This is a genomic window from Chamaesiphon sp. VAR_69_metabat_338 (assembly GCF_031423935.1).
Classification (GTDB): Bacteria; Cyanobacteriota; Cyanobacteriia; order Cyanobacteriales; family Chamaesiphonaceae; genus Chamaesiphon.
Map to the genome: position 1 here is coordinate 1 of NZ_JANPGM010000445.1, position 4943 is coordinate 4943.

The window sequence follows — 4943 nt, forward strand, 5'->3', positions numbered from 1 at the left end:
CTCCCATCGTCGCCCCCAAAAACATCGAGGGTGCAAACAAACCGCCCACCAAGCCACTTCCCAAACTGATGGCTGTCAGCAGCATTTTGATCGCCAAAATCGAGACGAGTAATAGGATCGAAAATTGGACGTCTTGCAACATCGCTTCGATCGTCTCGTAGCCGATGCCAGTTACTTGCGGAAACTTCAATGCCACAATCCCCACGATCGCCCCACCCAGTACGGGGGTCAAACAGCGCGGAATCTTGCCCAGTGCCGGTAAATAACTCACCTTCCCCTGAAAAGCGGCTCTAGCAAAATCGACAGTCTGGGTATAAGCAAATGACACCACGCTCGCTAGCCCACCCAACACCAGATAGAGCGGCAACTCGAATAAACTCTTAACTTCGTAGACGGGGAGTGCGAATGCTGGTCTGGCTCCCAAGCCAATTTGTGCGACTAGCGATGCCACCACTGCCGCCAATACCACCACACTCACTGCCGAAGTCGCAAAAGTGGTGCCCAAGACTAACTCTAGGGCAAAAAACACGCCCGCGATCGGGGCATTAAATCCAGCGGCAATCCCTGCTGCCGCCCCCGCACCCAGCAACAATCGCTGCCGCTCCTGGGATGCATGCAATGCCTGACCCAAAAACATCCCCAGATTTGCGCCAATTTCCACACTCGGCCCCTCTGGCCCCAGTGAAGCTCCAGTCCCTAGCGATACCGATGCAGCCACCATTTTGACTAGTCCCCGCCACGGCGTAATCGGCTGACTGTCTTGGGTAGCGGCGATCATCGAATTCATATTGGGGCCAAAATCCTGCCAATACCACCGCATTATCCCGACGATCGCCCCACCAAAGATCGGCACTAAGGCCAACGGCCAAGAATTTTTCACACCCTCAAGATGGAACAGGCCATCGATTTTATCGACGATGAGTGTATGAGAGGATGTATTGAATAAATCGATGAGGTAATGAAAGAATACTACCCCCAATCCAGCGGCACCACCAATGAAAACCGATAGCAGCATGACGACCAGACCGGGAGAGGGTTCGAGCCGATTGAGCTTGCTAGTTAGGCGTGAGAGCAGTGGTGCCATGGGGGACACTGAGGATGGCGGAATTACGGTCATGGATAACGCCAGAACTATGAGAGGGTGATTAAATTTTGTTAATTAAATTGTAATGTTTATTTGCGGAGAATGGGGATCGGTTTAGGGGATTAGGCTTTAGGTTTTAGGTTTTAGGGGGTAGAGGGTAGTGAGTTTGAACGCAAGTGCTCTTAAGTGTCTCCCAGTCCCCCCGTCTCTTTAACCGCGATCGATCGAGCCTTCCATTGCGGTTTGCAATTCTTGGGTGAGATCGATCGTGGCTTGTTTGGCTTGGCGGCGGCCACTTTTGTACCGATCCCAATAATCGGAAAGGGGGATAGCGTTGCCAACGGTCATCAGGACGCGACGATCGCCGAGTACGGGACGACCGTCCGGTTTTTTGTCTTGAATCCGCGCGACGAGATCCCATAGGAGCAGCGCGATCTCGGCGAAGCGATCGATCGTCGGGCGATCTTTGACATAAGGGCTAGCAATCGCAACCAAACTTTTGACAATTCGCAGGTGCCACAGCCGTAAGTCGGCTTCAGTGGCAATTCGATCGGCTAATTTTCGACTGACTGGAGATAAATTTTCGGGTGCAGTCAATTCTTCGCGATAAATCCAATCCCAACCGGCGCGTTCGATCTGCCGATAGCGATCGGTTTTAGTGCCTTGTGGTTGGAGATTGAAGTAACTTTCGGAAACTTGGAGCGCAAAATCTAAAAGTTGCTGGAGTCGTTGGGAAATTTCCGTGCGGGAAATCGTTTGTTCGACCGGCGGACGTTCGGGGATTTGATACTGATAAAACTGAGCGTAAAAATTCTCAACTTGATAAAGCAAATGTTGACTCAGATGATAAAACCTGTCGTAGAGCAGTTTGCGCATCGGTCGTCCATCACTTTGACCGATGGCTACCAGCGAATCGTGGCGATCGACAATTAGCCCACAGTCGGTTTCCAATTCATAAATCAGCCGTTCGAGTCGATCCCAGGGTTCGTGTAAATAGTAATATTGGATGCCGATTGGGACGATCGCCACATCCTCGTCTCGTCTGACTCGATCCAAATCTTCCATCCCCCCAAAACCAATCTGAGCGGCGATTGACTCTAACGGACTGACAAACTCACTTTGTCCGTTACTCGCACCCTCAGGTGCGATGGCGATGGGCATATTACTGTTGACGAGCAACTCCCGTGCGGTCTTGAGTGCCAACCTGTCAGTGCGACCCTGCTGGATCGGAATCCCACCCATGCGCCGATACATCCAACTGACAATTTTACCCGCCCCCAAAAGTTTGCTGCGATCGTAGACAAAGTGCGCGAAGATCGGAGATCTGAAGACAATCCGATGCTTTCTGGCCGCTACCGGTAAGATTTTGGTCAATAAGTACCCCAAGCACAGAGCATCATCGGGAGTAGGATGGCGAAAAGCGATCGTCAAGCGCAGCCTACCCATCTGTGCTTGCTTGTAAACTTCCACTAATCGATCGATATCAGTGACATCGATTTTCAGGATATGCAGTTTGTATTTTAACCAGTAAGGCAACATCCAGGCGACTAGCCGCAGCACCCAAAGATTAAATTTTGGGGCTAAAAATGCTAACCGAGGTTGAGCTTTGGTAATTTGGGGCATGTGAAAAATACTCTCTGACCCAGTTGAGGATACCTTTAATTCTAAAATTAATCACCGTAGAAATGACTGATTTCATTGGTAGTATCGAGGTGTGAGAGCCAATATCGCTTAATTAAAATCGATCTAGAGATTAAAGCTGCAAAATATTTTTACTAAAAATCGGGAGTTTAGAAGCTGGCATCTGCTAAATTCCTGGCTCAATTCAGAACGCTGTCAACGATCGACTGTTAAACCCGATTGAGTTGAATTACCTTGGCTTCTGCTGATTCCCTGGCTACGCGAATCAGTAGTGCTGAGAGCATCAACGATGCCATCATCGAACTGCCACCATAACTAAACATCGGCAGGGGTAAACCCGTTGTCGGCAGCGTCCCGGCGGCTACACCAATATTAAATAATGATTGAACGACGATGAAAGTAGTTGCGCCCACAGCGATCGCTCGATGCACTGGCTGCTGGCTGCGCCGTGCAATTAATAATCCTAAAGTGGCATAACTCATCACCATTAGGAGCAACAATACGCTACCCACCAAGCCGAACTCTTCAGCAAACACCGAGAAGATAAAATCTGTATCCTGAATCGGTAAGTAGTCTAATTTTTGCTGAGATAAACCAAAGCCATTTCCCCAGACGCCACCAGAACCGATCGCGAGTAAACTTTGTACCAGTTGAAAACCATTACCCTGAGCATCCGCCCACGGATCGATAAATGAGATGATGCGCGCGCGCTGGTATGCGTTTAGCAATAAGCTCATCCCCGCAACCACGACACCACCAATAGCCGTCAGCGTTAATTGTCGCAGGGGTAAGCCAGCTGCAAACGCGATCGACCACAAACCCAACGCGCACAGGGAAGTAGTGCTGAGATTGGGTTGTTTTAAAATTGTCAGTAATACCAGTGCAAAAATTGCCAACCAGGTCGCCTTTACCTTGGTGGGATACTGCTGCCATTTACCAAATAGTTTGGCTGCTTGCAATACCAGCATAGGTTTGATTAATTCTGAGGGTTGTAGTTGGATCGGCCCAAACCCGATCCACCGCGTCGCACCCATCGTATTTTTACCGATTCCTGGCAAGGCGGTCATCAATAGCAGTAGTAACACCCCGAGTAACAACCAGTGAGCAATTTTGAGCGGTTTGCGCAGCGGTAAATGGACGATCGCATTAAACAGCAACAGACTAATTACGACCGCAATAATTTGACGGTTGAAATAATATAAGCCATCTTTTCGCTCGATCGAGCCATGATAATAGGACGCAGAGAATAGCACCACCATCCCGATTGTCAGCCATAAAAAAGTCAACCACCGCATCAATCGCGCTGTGAGCGACCAGTTTTTTACTGTGGGGTCGAAAAATGGAATCAACAGGCGCACATTCACGATATTGCTCGATAGGGGTGAGGGTACAAGCTAGGGACGATCCGAACGGTAGCGTAATTTTGACTCAAGCCCAATCTGGAGTGGACTTGTCAGACCAGATCGAAAACTTATACCATTTAACCACAACACCTAATTATTAGAGCTATTCTCTAGATCCCGACTGCATCGCCTCGTCTCATCAAATTTTACTAATGTTAAAAAATATCATCATTACTAACTGGCAACGCTGGTCGCTGGGTCTGGTCGTTTTGGCGATCGCGATCGGTATTAGTAGCTGTCAACAACCGATCGATTCTGCTGCTGCTCAAAGTAGCGAGCGATTGGTTTCGGCAATTCTCAGCGATCCCAAAACTTTTAACCCCGCCTTAAGTAATGAATCGCCAAATATTTTTGGCTATGTCGGTGAAGGCTTAATTACCGAAAATGGTAAAGGCAAAATCGAACCAGCACTGGCGCAATCTTGGGAAATCTCACCAGATAAAAAGCGGATTACGTTTACACTCAAGCCAAATCTGAAGTGGTCTGATGGTCAGCCGTTGACAGTTGATGATGTAGCCTTTACTTTTAATGAAGTTTATTTTAATGAGGCGATTCCTACCGATCAGCGTGACATTCTGAAAATCGGTAAAAAGCGACAATTACCAACCGTCAAAAAAATCGACGACAGTCGGATTGAATTTACGACACCAGAACCATTCGCCCCTTTCCTCCGTTCTTTGGGCGTTAGCATCCTCCCCGCTCATACATTACGCCCGACGATCGATAAAAAAGACAACAAAGGTAAACCGTTATTCTTAAGTACTTGGGGCACCGATACCAACCCTAAAGATTTAGTTTCTAACGGCATGTTTATG

Annotated in this window: 4 protein-coding genes; 1 reads left to right on the forward strand and 3 read right to left on the reverse strand. The window is 48.5% G+C overall.

Annotated elements, in window-relative coordinates; all coding sequences use genetic code 11:
* The 3 genes from RMO84_RS12350 to RMO84_RS12360 form a co-directional block, all read right to left on the reverse strand.
* Positions 1–1117, reverse strand: a 1117-nt coding sequence (locus RMO84_RS12350; protein WP_396135841.1) for a chloride channel protein, incomplete at its 3' end; no start/stop codon positions are given.
* Positions 1118–1294: 177 nt separating this feature from the next.
* Complete coding sequence (locus tag RMO84_RS12355; protein WP_310488753.1) at positions 1295–2707, reverse strand: 1-acyl-sn-glycerol-3-phosphate acyltransferase; 1413 nt, start codon at positions 2705–2707, stop codon at positions 1295–1297.
* Between the two features lie 227 nt (positions 2708–2934).
* Positions 2935–4089: an FtsW/RodA/SpoVE family cell cycle protein gene (locus RMO84_RS12360; RefSeq protein WP_310488754.1), complete on the reverse strand. Its 1155-nt coding sequence runs from the start codon at positions 4087–4089 to the stop codon at positions 2935–2937.
* 191 nt (positions 4090–4280) lie between these two features.
* Here RMO84_RS12360 and RMO84_RS12365 point away from each other — a divergent pair.
* Positions 4281–4943 (forward strand): ABC transporter substrate-binding protein (locus RMO84_RS12365; RefSeq protein WP_310488755.1); only part of this gene is annotated, 663 nt, incomplete at its 3' end.

Excerpts from the sequence above, each read along its gene's own strand:
- RMO84_RS12355 (WP_310488753.1), bottom strand. The coding sequence starts at position 2,707 with ATGCCCCAAATTACCAAAGCTCAACCTCGGTTAGCATTTTTAGCCCCA.